The organism is Ravibacter arvi, from assembly GCF_039540405.1.
GTDB classification, from domain to species: Bacteria; Bacteroidota; Bacteroidia; order Cytophagales; family Spirosomataceae; genus Ravibacter; species Ravibacter arvi.
In genome coordinates, this window is record NZ_BAABEY010000032.1 from 65,212 (window position 1) to 80,077 (window position 14,866).

The window sequence follows — 14,866 nt, forward strand, 5'->3', positions numbered from 1 at the left end:
CCGCAAATCCTGTCAAATCCTAAAATCCCATGACTTTAAAAATCCGCCATTCCTCCACCTCCTACGCCTGGCTGGTCGTAGGATTACTGAGCGTTGTAGGTTGCCTGAATTACCTGGACCGGATGATGATCACCACCATGCGTTTTTCGATCATAGAGTCAATCCCTATGACCGATGCCCAGTTCGGGCTGCTTACCTCGCTTTTTCTCTGGATCTATGGCTTTTTAAGTCCGGTGGGAGGATTCCTGGCAGACCGGTTCAAAAGAAAATGGGTAATCATCGGAAGTCTCCTGGTCTGGTCGCTGGTGACCTGGCTTACTTCTTTCGTCACCACCTATGAGGGGCTCCTGGCTACGAGAGCCCTGATGGGCATCAGCGAAGCCTGCTACATCCCGGCCGGGCTGGCCATGATCATGGACTATCACCGTGGCGCCACCCGGTCGCTGGCCAATGGAATTCACATGGCAGGCATCATGATCGGCCAGAGCCTCGGGTTCATCGGCGGCTGGCTGGCAGAAACGCATAGCTGGAATTTTGCGTTCAGCGCATTCGGGATCATCGGTATTGTGTACGCCGTAGTGCTCCTGCTGGTTTTAAAGGAAGCGCCTCCGCATCCCGAAGAGGCATCTGCGGGATCGAAACAAACCGCCGGCCCCCTTACGCTCAGAGAGACCTTGTCCGCACTTCTGACCAACCGGGAATACCTCAAAACGCTCTTTTTCTGGGGAATCGGCGGTATTGTAGTCTGGCTGGTGGTCGGCTGGCTGCCCACCTATTTCAAGGAACATTTCAACCTTTCGCAGAGCATGGCCGGTATCTATTCAACCGGTTACTTCCACGCTGCCTCACTGTTCGGCGTGATTGCCGGCGGCTTCCTGGCGGACCGGTGGAGCAAAAAACACCCGAGAGGCCGGATATTTGTTCCAATGGTGGGGCTTTCAATCGCTGCCCCGGCCGTCTTCCTGGCCAGCAGCACCGACCTCCTGTACCCGGCATTGGCAGGATTTATGCTATTTGCGTTTTTCCGCGTCTTCCTCGACGCCAACATGATGCCCGTTCTTACCTTGCTCATCGACAAGAAATTTCTGGCTACCGGCTACGGCATTCTGAATTTCATCGCCTGCCTCATCGGCGGCGCAAGTTTGTACGCAGGCGGAGTATTGCGCGACATGAATGTCAACATCGGGTTGTTATTTAAAATATCGGCAGGACTGCTTCTCCTTATCGTTCTCATTTTGTCCCGGTTAAAACCGCTTGAAAAGAAGAGCCCCGATGAGCCGGCCGGACAGGACTGACGCGGCCCGATCGGACAACAATCTCGTAGCTACCCGTGCTAGTATTTGCTTTTTTTGACTACCTTCGGTTAAAAAAAACATGAATTTAAGACTGCTACACACACTTCTCTTCTTGGCGATACTCGCTGCCTGCCGGGTGTCAGGCCAGGGAAAAAAGCAGGTTCCAATGCCTGCTCACGTTGATTTGTACGTATCGCCGCTGGCATTAATTCATTCAAATCCTTCACTGAGGTTCGGAGTTGAAGTAAAACCGGCAAACAGGTGGAGCTTTGGCGCAGCAGTCGGCCTGGGCGACGACCCGACTACCCAGTGGCTGATGCAGAATGATAAGAGAACGGCTTATGTTTTGAGAGAAATCAGGCCTGAGGTAAAATACTATTGGCACCAATGGTATGATCTCGCCGCCTATTTTTCCCTGGAAGGTATTTATTCAAAAACGTCCTATACGAACAGGGACGCTACTTATAGTCACTCTTCGACCGAGCAGATCCGGTTTGAAAAAGCCTCATTCCGAAAATCAAAAATAGCGGGACTGGCTAAAATCGGTATAAAATGTCTCATAGGCCGCAAGCTATCCCTGGACCTGTATTCGGGTGTCGGGCTGGCACGCACCGTTGTTCGATATTCTGATCTGGTCAATCCTACCCTGGAAAGCTATGATCCGATTTCCATCATTTTTGAACGGGAAGACTATTATTCAGGCATCCATTTCATGCCCCAATTCGTAGTGGGCCTGAAGCTCGGCCTTTCAGCCTGGCGGCGATAAGCTACCTTCGCACAACGTCTTACTACAACGCATCGGCAGCTTCACACAATTTGTGTAAATTGCAGGAAAACTCACGCCTGTGAGCTGTCATAGTTTTCAAGTTTGACCGTTAGTGCATTGAAATCGATTCTTGTTCACCCCCAATCTCAACCCATTCGTACCGCTATTCAGCTCGCTTCATCGAAAAGCGAAAGCAACAGATCACTCATTATCAGCGCACTAACAAACTTCAAGAGTCAATTAACCAACGTCTCGGAGGCCCGCGATACCCAAACGCTTGAAAAACTGCTCCATGACAACGGCGAAATTGCGGACGTTATTGATGCCGGAGCACCCATGCGTTTCCTAACGGCCTATTTCGCCGTTACCGGTCAACATAAGATCCTGACCGGTACCGCCCGGATGTGTGAACGCCCTATCGGCATCCTCGTTGACGCGCTCCGTGAACTCGGCGCCCTGATTGAATACCAGGGAAAGAAAGGATACCCCCCCATGAAGCTCTCCGGGTTCCGTTATTCCGGCCGGCGCGACATCACCATAAAAAGCAACGTAAGCAGCCAGTACATTTCTGCGCTTCTACTCATTGCGCCCACCCTGCCCGACGGGCTTCTTCTCCACCTTGATGGGGAAATCGGCTCACGGCCTTACATCGAGATGACGCTGGAGCAAATGGCGCATTTCGGCATTACCTATACCGCCGATTGGGATGGAAAAACCATACACGTGCCGCACCAGGCCTATGAGCCGAAGGCTTTTGCCGTAGAATCCGACTGGTCCGGTGCCAGCTACTGGTACAGCCTGGTGGCGTTGGCAAATGACGCGGAGATCGAACTGCTCGGCTTAAAACAGCAGTCCCTGCAGGGTGATAGTGCAATCGTGGACATCATGGAACACCTGGGCGTACGCACCCTTTACACCGACAGGGGCGTACTGCTTCAGAAGAAGGAAGCTGTGGACAACCTGTTCTGGGATTTTTCCGGCTGTCCCGATCTTGTTCAAACCGTGGCCGTATGTTGTGCAGCCAAAGGCATAGCGCTCTCTATGACCGGGATCGAGAGTTTGAAAATTAAAGAAACCGACCGGGTTGCCGCACTTCAATCCGAATTACAGAAGATTGGCGCAGCCTTGATAGAGACTGAAGCCAACTCCCGGTATTCGGTTGTCAAAACGGGCCCCGGCGACGCCCTTCCCGTGATTGACACCTACGACGACCACCGCATGGCCATGGCGTTTGCCCCGGTCGGCATCAAGCGGGCGATTTTAATCGAGGAGCCCGGTGTCGTAGTAAAATCATACCCCGGCTTCTGGAAAGACCTGGAAACCGTTACAAAACTGGAAGAACATGCAGGACTGGATAGTTAGTATCCCCTGGTGGGGGTACCTCCTTTTTGCCCTTCTGATCTGGGCGCTGGCTGACATATTGCAGAAGAAGCATGCAATTAAGCATAACTTCCCGATCGTTGGCCACTTCAGATACCTGATAGAATCCATCGGCCCGGAACTTCGCCAGTACATTGTAGCCAATAACCGGGAGGAGCTTCCGTTCAACAGGCGGCAACGCTCCTGGATCTATGCCTCGTCAAAAAAGGAAAATAACTACCAGGGGTTTGGTACCGACCAGGACATGTCCAGTGCCGGATATGTGCTCATCAAACCTTCAATGTTGCCCAGGCGGTTGCCGGACAGTCATCCGCATAGCATACAAAACAATGACCACCCGCTGCACTACACACTGCCGGGCGCCAAAATAATCGGGCTTCATCACAAAAGAAGCCGCCCCTACCGGCCCAAGTCGGTGATCAACGTCGGCGCTATGAGCTACGGCTCGTTGTCCGCCAACGCCGTGGCGGCGTTGAACCGGGGGGCTGCTAAATTCGGGTGTTACCACAACACCGGTGAGGGCGGCCTCTCGCCGTATCACAAGCTGGGAGCCGACGTGGTGTTCAATATCGGGACTTCCTACTTCGGCGTAAGGGATGCGCAGGGTAATCTGGACCTTCAGAAACTGGTACAACTCACCCGGCAGAATCCTAACGTCCGGATGTTGGAGCTCAAGCTGTCTCAGGGCGCCAAACCCGGCAAGGGCGGAGTATTGCCGGCAAGCAAAATCACACCCGAAATAGCTGAAATAAGACAGGTACCAATGGGCCAGGATATTGTGTCGCGCCCCTACCATACCGCCTTTTCGAACATTCCCCAAATGGTGGAGCTGATTGAAGAAATGGCTGAAAAAACCGGGCTGCCGGTAGGGATCAAATCTGCTGTCGGGAAACTGGATCTCTGGGAGGAACTCGCCAGGACCATGGTGGAAACCGGGAAAGGGCCTGATTTTATCGCCATCGACGGCGGGGAAGGCGGCACCGGGGCCGCACCACCGTCTTTCGCCGACCACGTTTCGCTGCCTTTTGTCTACGCATTTGCCAACGTCTACAAAATTTTCCAGCGGTATCACCTCACTGAAAAAATCACCTTCATCGCATCCGGAAAACTCGGTTTACCCGACAAGGCCGTAATGGCCTTCGCTATGGGGGCAGATTTAATCAACGTGGCCCGGGAGGCCATGATGTCCATCGGCTGCATCCAGGCCCAGATCTGTCATACCAACCGTTGCCCGGTTGGTGTTGCCACCAACAACAAATGGCTGGTTTCCGGTCTGGACCCGGCTTTGAAAAGCGAACGGTTCTATAATTTTGTAAAGACCTTCAACAAGGAACTTATAGAGATTACTCACGCAGCGGGCTACGAGCACCCCTGTCAATTTACGATGGACGATGTCGACCTTTCCATGGGTGACAACAACCTGACGCAATCGCTCCACCTGTCGCACGGCTATGAAAAAGACAAAGTGCCGTTCGATTCCATGCAGGCGCTTTTTAGCTGTAACCACCTCGGTGGCGAACCTTCAGCACCCAAAAAGCCGGCCTGAAGCAACGGAAGAAGCAACAGGTGGCGTAACTATACTTGTGACGATAATAATTCGCAACGCTATGATCATCTTTACCATGGTTGCTGGTCTTTTAACCCGGCACATATTCCGGAAGGTATGCGTGCTGCTGTTTGTAATTGCGCCATTTACAGGATTTTGTCAGACGTCATCCACCTATCTTGTTCTTTTTAAGGACAAAAAAGGCACTCCTTTCCAAATCGGGAAACCGGAGGCTTTCCTGACTGCCCGCGCCATTGAAAGGCGGGAAAGACAGCATATCCCCATCCGGGAATCCGATTTACCGGTCAATCCGGACTATCTTTCAAAGGTCGCCGGTACAGGAGCGCAGGTATGGTTCACCTCCAAATGGTTCAACGGAGCCGTTGTTTCGGCAACGGAATCACAACTGCAGCAAATCGCAGCGCTCCCTTTTTATGCGGGAATCGAACGGAAAGCGGCACTCTCGCCCGCCGGCAAAACGGCCCGGCTGGCATCCGGTGAATCGGGCTCCGCTGCCCCGATTGATTACGGGGCAGCCAAACAGCAACTCGAGATGCTCGGCGTACAGACCCTTCATCAACTCGGCTACACAGGGGCCGGGCTCCTGATCGGTGTTTTCGATTCCGGTTTTCGCAATGCCGACCAACAGGGCTATTTGAAACACCTGTTTGACCATTCGCAGATAGCCGATACTTACGACTTTATATCGAGGAACAAAGATGTATACGACGACGATACCCACGGCCTGCAGGTACTCAGCGTACTGGCGTCAAAACAGCCCGGCACGCTGGTGGGTCCGGCCTTCGACGCGGATTACGTGCTTTACAGAACCGAAAACGTCAGCTCCGAAACGCCGTACGAAGAGGTGACCTGGCTGATTGCCGCCGAAAGAGCCGACAGCCTTGGCGTTGATATTATCAATACCTCACTTGGTTATAACACTTTTGACGATAGCGCCTTCGATTACAGCTATGCCCAGATGAACGGCAAAACGGCGGTTATTTCAAGAGCCGCCCGTTTCGCTGCCAGAACCGGTATGTTGCTGGCCGTAGCCGCCGGAAACGAGGGCGCCGGTTCCTGGAAATATATTACAGCGCCGGCTGATGTTGATTCCGTGCTTTCTGTCGGCGCCGTGAACGCTTCGGAGCAGCGATACGCCCTGAGTTCCTTCGGTCCGAATTCGGAAGGCGTCATCAAACCGGACGTCGCTGCATTGGGGAGCGGGGTACGTGTAGGCTCGGTATCAGGATCTGTTGTTACTTCCCAGGGGACTTCCTTCGCCACCCCGCTTGTGGCCGGCCTGGCGGCATTGCTCTGGCAGCAATCGCCCGCCCAAACGGCGCAGGAGCTAATGGAGCGCATTCGCAGGATGGGTAACCAGGCCGGCCACCCCGACAACGAGCTCGGATACGGCATTCCTTATTATAGCGACAAAGCCGTACCTGCAGTACCAGAACAGCTTACCACAACGCTAAAAAACAACCTCGTGACGCTGTCCTGGGTGCACCAGGCCGATGCACAAACCACAGGCTATGAAATTTCGCGCTCCCGCGGCAATGAACCGTTTGTTACCATAGCCACCGTATCGCAACCGCTGTACAACGCAGACACCCTCCTGGAAACCGGGTCTTATCGCTACCGGGTACGGGCACTGGCCGGCGAACAGAAAAGCGGCTATGTCGTCAGCGCTGCGCTGCAATTCACCATCGCCGGATTGGAAATGGAAATATTTCCTGCCACTCTGCATCCCAACCCGGCCACGGAAAAAATTACCCTGCGCCTGGGAGAAACCTATAAAAACGAACGTCTCCGGCTAGAAATCCTGGGCGCCGCCGGTACGGTACGACTGCGCCAGGAGCTGACTTTACAGGCAGGTGGAGAAGCGCCCGTCTCAATAAAGAGCCTTCAGCCGGGTTTGTACCTGCTGAGAATAAGTTCAGGAACCGGACCGGGCACCGTGCTTAAATTTATCAAGCAGTAGGTACGTCGGCGTTTGCGCGCTTTTTTAGCCGTCATTTCCTATCTTTGACTAATACGTCGCTCTACTGTCCCGCAATACTCCCATTGCGGGTTTCATCATTCATTCCGCATCCACCGAAAATCACCATTCCAGCCATGGCGTTTCTGAAAATCATTATCGCAACCGCCCTCATCGGGTACTTCTTATTGTCCCCCGCTTATGCCCAGGAAAAAAGCCGGGACCGCGATGAGCGGGTAAAAAAATTCCTGAAAGAAAACCGGCAAAAATGGCAGGATCTCAACGTTCCGTACGAAGACGGAAAGGTGTTGCATGACCTGATTGTTGCCCGTAACTATCGATCTGCGCTCGAAATCGGAACCTCGACCGGCCACTCCACCGTTTGGATTGCCTGGGCGCTAAGCAAGACGGGCGGGAAGCTCGTCACCCTTGAAATTGACCCGGAACGTCAAAAAACAGCAATCGAAAATGTAAAAAAAGCGGGACTTTCCGAGTTCGTCGACTTCAGGCTTGGCGATGCCCACACCCTTGCGAAAGAAGTAAAGGGACCGCTCGACTTTGTTTTTTCCGACGCAGACAAAGGGTGGTATACGCAATATTTTAAAGACCTGTCTCCAAAGATGAGCAAGGGCGGCACGTTTACGGCCCATAATGTCCTGCAGAACATCAGTGGGATACGCGAATTTCTTGAGTTTGTAAAGAGCAGGCCCGACTACGACACTTCTATTGACCGTACCAGCAGTTCGGGAATTTCAATGAGCACAAAAAAATAAAAACTGCTCGTCCAAAACCGGGATCTCTTCGAACCGGAACAGGTGTCCGAAACTGCGTTTTGATACCCGATTTCGCCAAAAAGCTTGTGTTTTTCCAATAAGTGGGCGCAGGGTGCACGATGCACCGCGGGATTTGCTATTTTTGACACTGTTTCACGACTAGTTTAACATACTAACCAAACAGTCCCAAGACTAATGAAAAAACACTTTATCACATTTCTCCTGCTGACGGTACTGGCCGCCGGCGCTCTTGCGCAGCGTATGTCAGCTCCGAGCCCTTCTTCAACCATTCAGCAAGCCGTCGGTGTAACCGATTTCACGGTCAGCTATTCCCGGCCAAGCCTGAAGGGCAGAGCTGCTTTCGGACCGGGATCAGCGCTGGCGCCGTTGGGAACCATGTGGCGCACCGGCGCAAATGCGGCAACCACCCTGGAAGCCAGCACTGACTTCACGTTTGGTGGAAAAAATGTCCCTGCGGGAAAGTATGCTTTGTTCACAATTCCGAACAGCGGTTCGTGGACCGTCATCCTCAACAAGGATTTTAAAGGCGGCGTGTACACCTATGCGCAATCGAACGACGTAGCACGCGTTGAAATCACCCCGGTTTCAGGCGGAACAACCGAAACTTTCACGATCTCATTTGACAACCTTACCGAGAGTTCAGCCAACCTTACCTTGTGGTGGGCCGGTATATCGGTTCCTGTCAAGCTCGGGGTAGCTACTGACGAGCTCACTGCCGCGGGCATCAGGGAGGCTGTTGCCAAGAACCCGGAAGACCAGGCTACCCTTCAGCGTTCAGCCGGTTATTACCTGTCGAAAGGAACTGATCTGGACCAGGCATTGGCGCTTGCAGACAAATCGGTAGGCATAAAGGAAACATTCGCTAATGTATGGTTGAAAGCCCAGATCCTCCAGAAAATGGGGAAACTGGCCGAAGCGGTACCTTTGGCCCAGAAAGCGCTTGATCTCGGTGCAGCTTCAGGCGATAATGCTTTCAACAGCAACCTGAAAGGCCAGATAGAAAATTCTCTCGCCGACTGGAAGTCAAAACTTCCGGCAGAAGTACCGTCCAAGTTGAAAGGGAAGAAAAAGAAGAAATAGCCGTTTGGTGGGCTGAAATGTGAGCCACGAATTCACGAATAGATTATTCGTGAATTCGTGGCTTATGCTTTATGGCCATTCCGACCGGTAAGGCATTCGAACCGGCAGGTCATCCCGACCGCAGTGGAGGGATCTCCCGCTCCCAGTACCCAATCCCTTTCAGAGGACTTTTTTATAGCAACAGGAGATCCTTCGACTCCGCTGCGCTCCGCTTCAGGATGACCGTCCGGCAGATGCGCTACCTTTGACAACACGATGGATGGCGCCGCTCCAACCTCCGGGTCATCCCGACCGTAGTGGAGGGATCTCCCGCTCCTTGTACCCAATCCGTTTAATAGGCTTTTTTGCTGGCAACAGGAGATCCTTCGACTCCGCTGCGCTCCGCTTCAGGATGACCGTCCGGGTGGTAGCCTCCGGCTACTATTGATTTCCATTGGCAACATCCATTTGTCATCTCCGCTACAAGGTGTTTCTGCAAAAAACTTCTTTCTCAGGATGACCATCCGGCTGATGCCCTCCGGTAGTTTGCCGCTGCATTCTGCTCGCTATGAAATCACTTATTTTTTCTCAATGCCGTCCAGTATACGGCGTATATCGTTCGCCCGGGTCATATATTCGAGGCTGCTATCCAACTCTTCAGAATCAATAGCAGCCTTGAATTTCTTAAGATATTCGATATAATCTCCCAGCGCCCGGCTTACGTTAGCCTTATTTTGATTAAAAATGGGCGCCCACATCTGCGGTGAACTTTTTGCGAGTCGCACGGTTGAGGAAAAACCGGTGCCTGCCATTCTAAAAATGGCTTTCTCGTCTTTTTCCTTCTCCAGGACGGTCAACCCGAGCGCAAAGGAACTCACATGGCTCAAATGCGAAACATAGGCCAGATGCAGATCATGCTCCGCCGGGGTCATGTAGTGAATTTTCATCCCGATGTCCCGCAGCAGCGCCTCCACCAGCGCAACCGAATCTGCACGACTCTTTTCGCGGTCACAGATAATGCAATGTTGTCCGGGCAAGAGCTCTCTGAAGGCGGCGCCCGGTCCGGAATTTTCCGTACCTGCCATCGGGTGGACCGCCACAAACTGGTCTCTTTTCGGATGGGTATTGGCCACCGCGCAGATCTGCTCCTTGGTAGAACCGAAGTCGATGACCGTACGTCCTGCAGGAATTTTGTCCAAAACCTCCGTCAATATGGTCGTAATCATATCGACAGGCGTGGCCAGCACAACCAATTCAGACAATTCAATCGCTTCATCCAACGTAACCACACGATCTACAATTCCCTTGGCCACGGCAATTTTCTGATGGACTACCGACTTGTCAACCCCCAGAATGGTCATCTTCGGATATTTCTCCCGCAGCGATAACGCAAGCGAACCACCTAACAGGCCTATCCCTACTATACTGACAATCATGGTATAATCAATTTTCTATGCAACTACTTTGAAATTCTTTCGACTGCCGCCCAAATCCGTTCCTTGGGCAGGCACAGGGAGATCCGGATGTAGCGCCTCCCCTTTTCTCCGAAAATAAATCCCGGCGCCAGGAAAACATGTTTCTTGTAGAGCAGTTCATCCACCAGGCTGCCGGCATCTGCCGAACCGTCAGGAAGTTTCCCCCAGAGGAACATGCCTTCCTGGGCGTGGTCCCAGGTGCAGCCGAGCGCAGTCAAAAGCGCTTCTGCCGCCTCAAGACGACCGTGGTATACCGCATTCCTGGCCTCGTGCCACTCATCGGAATTGTCAAGCGCCACGGTACCGGCATCCTGCAGAGGCCGGAACATGCCGGAGTCTATATTGGTCTTTATCTTCAGGATCGCGTTGAGATATTCTTCCGCACCGGCCACCCATCCCAGCCGCCAACCCGCCATGTTATGGGACTTGCTCATGGAATTGAGCTCAATCGCCACTTCCTTCGCCCCGGGCACAACCAGCAGGCTCATGGGTTTTTGTTTATTCAAAACCAGGCTATAGGGGTTGTCGTGGCATAACAAAACCCGGTGTGCCTTTGCAAATGCAACCGCTTCCCTGAAAAGCGCCTCCGTTGCGGGTGCGCCTGTCGGCATGTGCGGATAATTCATCCACAACAGCTTGGTCTTAGGGGTAACCAGTGCCGCCATAGCCTGCCAATCGGGTTGCCAGCCGCCTTCTTCCAGCAAAGGGTAAGACTTTACTTCTGCACCTACCATCTGTGAAACCGCGCGGTACGTGGGGTACCCAAGCTCCGGCACCAACACCTCGTCGCCCGGATCGAGAAACGTAAGTGAAATATGCGTAATGCCTTCTTTGGAACCGATCAGCGGGAGTACTTCTTTCACGGGATCAAGTGAAACGCCATAGGTTTTCCGGTAAAAACGCGCCACCGCTTCCTTAAAAGCCGGGATGCCGGTATAAGGCTGATAGCCGTGAGCGGAGGGCTGATCTGCTGATTGCTTAAGCGCGTCCAGGGTACCTGCCGACGGCATCATATCCGGGTTCCCGATACCCAGGTTGATCACGTCATGTCCTTCGGACACGAGCTTCCTCACTTCACCGAGTTTAACGGAAAAGTAATATTCTGTTGCCTGTTTGGCCCGATGGGCTGGTTCAATAATCATCGTTCTTGTTTGAAAGGCCGCAAGTTACTACATAATGCTATAAATGAATGAAAAGTAACGCGTCAAATAAAAGTTCGGTTATACGCCAAAGCGGGCCGGCAAAGCCGTTCACCAGTACCGGTTGCGTTACAGTAAAGTGCAGGTATCTTTTTAAATTATTCCAATGAATATTTGCGTATATTTCATTCACCTTTTTCTTTAACCTGATTTTAATGCAAGCTTTACTAGGGGTAATTTTCCATTTCATAGGCGGTTTCGCCTCCGGCAGTTTCTACATTCCATACAAAAAAGTCAGGCTCTGGTCCTGGGAATCTTACTGGCTAGCCGGCGGCGTTTTTTCCTGGTTGATTGCTCCTTTTGTTACTGCCTGGCTGACCATCCCCGGCTATCTCGAAATCATCCGGAACACCAACGGCCAGGTTCTTTTGCTGACCTATATCTTCGGGGTATTATGGGGGATCGGGGGCCTGACCTACGGCCTCGGGGTCAGATACCTGGGTGTATCGCTCGGAAGCTCCATCATTCTCGGCCTCTGTTCGGTTTTCGGCGCACTTCTCCCCTCTTTCTATTACCAGTTCAACCCAGCGCCCGGCAAAGACAGTATCGGCGTGCTGATCAGTGAAAGCTGGGGACAAATGATCCTTTTGGGTCTGCTGGTTTGCGTCATCGGCATAGTCGTATGCGGAATGGCGGGTGGCATGAAAGACCGGGACCTGAAGCACGGGGATGCGGCAACGTCCGATACGGAATACAAAATAGGCCTCGGTCTAATGGTCTCCGTGGTTTCGGGGATACTCAGCGCCTGCTTTGCCTTCGGCATTGATGCCGGTAAAATCATGGCGGAGGAGGCAAATGCAGCATGGAAACTGGCCAATCCCGGGCAAGGCGAGTTTCTCTTTCAAAACAACGTCACGTATGTCGTTATCCTTCTGGGCGGCCTGACCACCAACCTCATCTGGTGCCTTGGGCTTAACATCAGGAACAACAGCTACGGTGACTACGTGAACACCAAAACCCCTTTGCTTGCCAATTATTTGTTCTCCGCGGTGGCGGGAACCACGTGGTTTATGCAATTTTTCTTTTACGGGATGGGCGAAAGCAAGCTCGGGAACGGAGCCAGTTCCTGGATTCTTCACATGGCGTTCATCATACTGGTGGCCAACAGCTGGGGGTTGATACTCAACGAATGGAAGGGTGTACGGCCCAAAACCATGCGTACCATCGTACTTGGAATTGCCACTATTTTATTGTCGGTCCTGATTGTCGGCTATGGCAATTATCTGAAACAGTAAGGAATGCTGTTGGATAGAATCCGCGCAATCCGTTATCTTCGCTCATCGTGGTGTTAAGAAAACTGTTTTCAAATCTGGCTTTTCAGGTCATCCTGGCAATTGTCTGCGGCGTACTTCTCGGACATTTTTACCCGTCTGCCGGCGTAAAAATGGATATCCTTGGCCGGACGTTTATTGATATTATCAAGCTCTTCATTGGGCCTATTATCTTTTGTACCATCGTATTGGGCATGAGTAGTGTCGGCGACATGAAGAAAGTCGGGCGGCTGGGGTTGAAAGCCATCGTCTATTTCGAGATTGTTACCACGGCCGCGCTGGTGCTTGGTATTGTGATTGCACTGATCGCCGAACCCGGTAAAATAGACATGACGGGCCTGGCAGCCCAGGACGCATCCAAATTCACCCAATCGCCGCAGAAAGAATTCAGCTGGTGGGCTTTTTTCAAATCCAATTTCACACTCCAGGTACTGGCGGCCGCCATGATCTGCGGCGTTGTCCTAAATCGTCTTCCCCGGCGCGACTTTTTTGTACAACGGCTTTCACAATTTTCGCTGCTTGTTTTCAAAGCCCTGCGTTGGGTCATGTACCTCGCGCCCATTGGGGCATTTGGCGGAATCTCGTATGCGGTCGGCAATTTCGGGCTACAAACACTTGTACCTCTTGGCAAGCTCATGCTCAGCGTTTATGCCACCATGGGCATCTTTGTGTTCGTGGTCCTGGGCGCGATCATGCGCTACATGAAGCTCAGTATATTCTCCTTCCTGAAATATATCAAAGAAGAGCTGCTACTGGTTTTTGCCACCTCCTCGTCGGAATCCGCGCTCCCTTCGATTATGGAGAAGCTGCAGAAAATGGGGTGCAGCAAGGCGGTTGTCGGACTGGTGGTCCCTACCGGCTACTCCTTTAATCTCGACGGCACTTCTATTTACCTCTCCATGTCGGTGCTTTTTATTGCGCAGCTATATGGAGTTCATGTAACCTTGGGTGAATTGGCCGGGATATTGGGTATCTTAATGATAACCTCCAAAGGAGCGGCCGGGGTAACCGGCAGCGGCTTCATTGTCCTGGCTTCCACCTTAACGGCATTCCCGAAGATCCCGATCGAAGGCCTGGCCTTTCTCCTGGGAATTGACAAATTCCTAAGCGAGGCCCGGGCCATTACCAATATTATCGGTAATGCAGTTGCTACAGTTGTAATCGCCAAAAGCGAAGACGAATTTTTCCCCAACGAACATACGCCCAGTTAATTTGCCGGCACCCTCGCCCTGTAATTTTCATTTTTTCCGGGATTTCGGCCAATACCTGATTTTTATCATATTCATTCAGCGGGCTGCTCTATACTTTTGTCGTTTAAATAGCAGAACAAAGCGACTATCAGGCAATTTTCTTCCATAAAGACGCGTAACTGACTGAATCGGGAATTATCGGATACATTCCGAACGCGTAAAAATTTAAGGTTCTATCTAAACCAATCCCCTACCGGCCGGAACAGGCGGGCGGGCAAAGATTTCATAGTAATAGAGAATTCTGAAAGGAGTTGCAGGTTTGTAACTTCCTTTTTTGTTTTCGGGGTTTGAGGGGTGAGGTATGAGGCACGAGGTTTGAGGCGTTGATCCGGAGCTGAATAATTAGTAACTTTACAGAAACATAGCGGGACTGCCGTCCATTTCGATATGTCAAAGAAAGTAACAGACACGCTGAAAGAACACGATTTGCGCAATACTTCCTGCAGGGAAGATGTTCTGGCTATCCTCAGCCAGAATAACACTGCCCTTTCCCACGGAGAGATCGAACGCGAGCTGGATAACCGGTTTGACCGGGTTACTATCTACAGAACGCTCAAAACTTTCGTCGATAAGGGTATCATCCATAAAGTACTTGACGAGGAAGGTCTCCGCTATGCCGTCTGCAAGGATCAATGTCAGGGGCACCAGCATCACCACGACCACATTCACTTCAAGTGTACCAGCTGCGGGCTTACCAATTGTATAGACAATATCTCAATACCGGAAGTCACCCTGCCCAACGGGTACCAACGGCTCGAAACTAACTTACTCATACAGGGTACCTGCCCGCTTTGCAGCCGTAAAAACTGACGCCGGCAACCGGCGTATTATTTTTTATCGCTCAGCATTTGCA

At 52.0% G+C, this 14,866-nt stretch carries 14 protein-coding genes; 10 read left to right on the forward strand and 4 right to left on the reverse strand.

All coding sequences use genetic code 11. From position 1 onward, the window contains the following. The first annotated feature begins 29 nt into the window (after nucleotides 1-29). From ABD852_RS18365 to ABD852_RS18395, 7 genes are all read left to right on the forward strand, one after another. Nucleotides 30-1,295, forward strand: coding sequence for an MFS transporter (locus tag ABD852_RS18365; protein ID WP_345031554.1), 1,266 nt, complete (start codon nucleotides 30-32; stop codon nucleotides 1,293-1,295). Nucleotides 1,296-1,461: 166 nt separating this feature from the next. Next, nucleotides 1,462-2,061, forward strand: a complete 600-nt coding sequence (locus tag ABD852_RS18370) for a hypothetical protein (RefSeq protein WP_345031556.1) — start codon at nucleotides 1,462-1,464, stop codon at nucleotides 2,059-2,061. A 117-nt stretch (nucleotides 2,062-2,178) separates the two neighbouring features. Beyond that, on the forward strand, nucleotides 2,179-3,423 hold the full coding sequence (locus tag ABD852_RS18375; protein ID WP_345031559.1) for a 3-phosphoshikimate 1-carboxyvinyltransferase: 1,245 nt from the start codon (nucleotides 2,179-2,181) through the stop codon (nucleotides 3,421-3,423). Continuing rightward, nucleotides 3,404-4,987: an FMN-binding glutamate synthase family protein gene (locus ABD852_RS18380; RefSeq protein WP_345031560.1), complete on the forward strand. Its 1,584-nt coding sequence runs from the start codon at nucleotides 3,404-3,406 to the stop codon at nucleotides 4,985-4,987. Before ABD852_RS18375 ends, ABD852_RS18380 begins: the two co-directional genes overlap by 20 nt. A gap of 61 nt (nucleotides 4,988-5,048) precedes the next feature. Next, nucleotides 5,049-6,968, forward strand: a complete 1,920-nt coding sequence (locus ABD852_RS18385) for a S8 family peptidase (RefSeq protein WP_345031562.1) — start codon at nucleotides 5,049-5,051, stop codon at nucleotides 6,966-6,968. Between the two features lie 134 nt (nucleotides 6,969-7,102). Then, nucleotides 7,103-7,738 carry an O-methyltransferase gene (locus ABD852_RS18390; protein WP_345031563.1) on the forward strand — a complete coding sequence of 212 codons (636 nt, stop codon included), beginning with the start codon at nucleotides 7,103-7,105 and terminating at the stop codon, nucleotides 7,736-7,738. Between the two features lie 195 nt (nucleotides 7,739-7,933). After that, nucleotides 7,934-8,839, forward strand: a complete 906-nt coding sequence (locus tag ABD852_RS18395; RefSeq protein ID WP_345031564.1) for a DUF2911 domain-containing protein — start codon at nucleotides 7,934-7,936, stop codon at nucleotides 8,837-8,839. A gap of 62 nt (nucleotides 8,840-8,901) precedes the next feature. Here ABD852_RS18395 and ABD852_RS18400 read toward each other — a convergent pair whose 3' ends face one another. From ABD852_RS18400 to ABD852_RS18415, 4 genes are all read right to left on the reverse strand, one after another. Next, complete coding sequence (locus tag ABD852_RS18400; RefSeq protein ID WP_345031566.1) at nucleotides 8,902-9,165, reverse strand: hypothetical protein; 264 nt, start codon at nucleotides 9,163-9,165, stop codon at nucleotides 8,902-8,904. A gap of 5 nt (nucleotides 9,166-9,170) precedes the next feature. Next, nucleotides 9,171-9,293 (reverse strand): hypothetical protein, encoded by a 123-nt coding sequence (locus ABD852_RS18405; protein ID WP_345031567.1) that lies wholly within the window; start codon nucleotides 9,291-9,293, stop codon nucleotides 9,171-9,173. Nucleotides 9,294-9,396: 103 nt separating this feature from the next. After that, nucleotides 9,397-10,254, reverse strand: a complete 858-nt coding sequence (locus tag ABD852_RS18410) for a prephenate dehydrogenase (RefSeq protein WP_345031568.1) — start codon at nucleotides 10,252-10,254, stop codon at nucleotides 9,397-9,399. Nucleotides 10,255-10,277: 23 nt separating this feature from the next. Next, the gene (locus ABD852_RS18415; protein ID WP_345031569.1) at nucleotides 10,278-11,435 is read right to left on the reverse strand and encodes a pyridoxal phosphate-dependent aminotransferase; all 1,158 of its coding nucleotides are present in this window, start codon (nucleotides 11,433-11,435) and stop codon (nucleotides 10,278-10,280) included. A gap of 212 nt (nucleotides 11,436-11,647) precedes the next feature. Here ABD852_RS18415 and rhaT point away from each other — a divergent pair, with 212 nt between their 5' ends. From rhaT to ABD852_RS18430, 3 genes are all read left to right on the forward strand, one after another. After that, complete coding sequence (gene rhaT / locus ABD852_RS18420) at nucleotides 11,648-12,727, forward strand: L-rhamnose/proton symporter RhaT (protein WP_345031571.1); 1,080 nt, start codon at nucleotides 11,648-11,650, stop codon at nucleotides 12,725-12,727. Between the two features lie 47 nt (nucleotides 12,728-12,774). Continuing rightward, nucleotides 12,775-13,974, forward strand: coding sequence for a cation:dicarboxylate symporter family transporter (locus tag ABD852_RS18425; RefSeq protein ID WP_345031573.1), 1,200 nt, complete (start codon nucleotides 12,775-12,777; stop codon nucleotides 13,972-13,974). A gap of 426 nt (nucleotides 13,975-14,400) precedes the next feature. Next, on the forward strand, nucleotides 14,401-14,823 hold the full coding sequence (locus ABD852_RS18430) for a Fur family transcriptional regulator (protein WP_345031574.1): 423 nt from the start codon (nucleotides 14,401-14,403) through the stop codon (nucleotides 14,821-14,823). Nucleotides 14,824-14,866 lie beyond the last annotated feature (43 nt).